This is a genomic window from Cyanobium sp. NIVA-CYA 375 (assembly GCF_056108345.1).
Map to the genome: position 1 here is coordinate 1 of NZ_JBSYHW010000157.1, position 2,258 is coordinate 2,258.

Annotated in this window: 2 protein-coding genes; one reads left to right on the plus strand and one right to left on the minus strand. The window is 61.9% G+C overall.

What is annotated here, in order from left to right; genetic code table 11:
- Positions 1 to 495: 495 nt before the first annotated feature.
- Positions 496 to 1,824 carry a glutamate-1-semialdehyde 2,1-aminomutase gene (hemL, locus tag AC01FP_RS17025; RefSeq protein WP_474481865.1) on the minus strand — a complete coding sequence of 443 codons (1,329 nt, stop codon included), beginning with the start codon at positions 1,822 to 1,824 and terminating at the stop codon, positions 496 to 498.
- A 155-nt stretch (positions 1,825 to 1,979) separates the two neighbouring features.
- Here hemL and AC01FP_RS17030 point away from each other — a divergent pair.
- Positions 1,980 to 2,258 (plus strand): FAD-binding oxidoreductase (locus AC01FP_RS17030; RefSeq protein WP_474481866.1); only part of this gene is annotated, 279 nt, incomplete at its 3' end.

Here is a 2,258-nt window from a genome sequence, read left to right on the forward strand (position 1 = left end):
GCGCTTCGGGATAAATATAAAACAGGTTATAACAAGGGTATTTCCAAGCCTTAGGCCGTTTGTTTCTTATGTGGCCCGAAAGCCAAAATAGGTGCTGTATTGGTCTAACAAATACATGCCCTCGGAGATCAAAAAGACTGCGCTCGTTCCTCACTCTGCTTTTCGCTGCCCGACGCTGATCTTGAGCGCTATCCGTTTTCTGGAAGCCTGCAAAGAGCATTAAATTAATCCCCGCAGGAACTGTTCAGGTGCGTTTGATCTTTGGAGAGTCCGGCTAGGCAGCACGAATAACTTCCAGCTTGCCTCCGATTTTGCCCATCATTTTTAGGGTCTGTCAACCGATCGTGCTTATATTTTCTTGTCGACTGGCTTGCCCGAAAATTTGTAGCGGATTCAGCAGGTTGCCATATTTTAGTTTGAGCGTTTTGCAGCCACGGCAGCGCCCAGCCTCTATCAGCCGAGTGTGGTCGTGATGACAGGCATCTGTGCCGCTGCTCAGGCCACCGCCGCGAAGCACTCGCGGAAGGCCGCGATGGTGGCGTCGATGTCGGCGTCACTGTGGGCCAGGGAGGTGAAGCCGGCCTCGAAGGCGCTTGGGGCCAGGTAGACACCGCGCTCGAGCATGGCTCTATGCAGCTTGCCGAAACGAACCGTGTCGGCGGCCTTGGCAGCCTCGAAGTTGCGCACCGGGCCATCGCAGAGGAAGAAGCCAAACATGGCGCTGATCGAGCCACCGCAGATAGGCAGCCCGGCGCTGCGGCCAGCATCAAGGATGCCGGCGACCAACCGCTTGGTGAGCATCTCCAGCCGCTCGTAGGTGCCGGGCTGCTGGAGCAGCTGCAGGGTCTTGATGCCCGCAGTCATCGCCAGGGGATTGCCGCTGAGGGTGCCGGCTTGATACATGGGGCCGGCTGGCGCCACCATCGCCATGATGTCGGCCCTGCCGCCGTAGGCCCCCACGGGCAGGCCGCCACCGATCACCTTGCCCATGGTGGTGAGGTCGGGGGTAACACCAAATTTCGCCTGGGCGCCGCCGTAGCTGATGCGGAAACCGGTCATCACCTCGTCGAATACCAGCAGGGCGCCATTTTCCCTGGTGATCTCGCGGATGCCCTCCAGGAATCCAGGCTCCGGCGTTATGAAGCCGGCGTTGCCCACCACCGGCTCGAGGATCACACCGGCAATTTCACCGGGGTTTTCGGCGAAGAGCTGCTTGACGGCTTCCAGGTCGTTGTAAGGGGCGGTGAGGGTGCTGGCGGCGGTGCTGCGGGGCACGCCAGGCGAATCGGGCAGGCCCAGGGTGGCCACCCCGGAGCCGGCCTTCACCAAAAACATGTCGGCGTGGCCGTGGTAGCAACCCTCGAATTTGATGATCTTTTCGCGGCCGCTGAAGGCGCGCATCAGGCGCAGCACCGACATGCAAGCCTCGGTGCCGCTGTTGACAAAGCGCACCATCTCCACCGACGGCACGGCGGCGATCACCATCTCGGCGAGGGTGTTTTCCAGGGCACAGGGGGCGCCGAAGCTGGTGCCTTTATCGAGGGCTTCGTGCAGGGCGGCGATCACCTCGGGGTGGGCATGGCCGCAGATAGCTGGCCCCCAGCTGCCGATGTAGTCGATGTAGCGGTTGCCGTCTACGTCCCAGGCGTAGGAGCCCTTGACCCGGTCAAACACGATCGGCTGGCCACCGACCGACTTGAACGCTCGAACCGGCGAGCTGACGCCACCTGGCATCAGGCTCTGGGCGGCGTTGAAGAGCTCCTGGGAGCGGCTGGTGTTAAGGGCAGAACCCGAAGCCGGAGCGGAGGTGGCAGCCGAGGTCAAAGCGGAACCCGCAGAGGAACAAAACCATCAACCATCCTGACCCAAAACCGGCCCAACTGCTTCACCGATAAATTGAGCTTGTTGCTAGGGGTCTTCTGGGCATCAATTGGCCAGAGCTGGAGCGGCAATTACGCCAGTTCCTGCCACCCCGCGCCGTGGTGTCGGCGCGCCAGGAATTGCTTTCCTACGACTGTGACGGCCTCACCCTCAGCCGGCACCAACCGCCCCTGGTGGTGCTGCCTGAGACGACGGCCCAGGTGGCGGCAGCCGTGAAGCTCTGCCATCAAAAAGGCGTGCCGTTTGTGGCCCGGGGCAGCGGCACCGGCCTCTCCGGCGGCGCCGTAGCCGAGATCGAGTCCCTGGTGATCGCCACCAGCCGCATGCGCCAGGTGCTGGCCATAGACCTGGAAAACCAGCGCATCACAGTGCAGCCC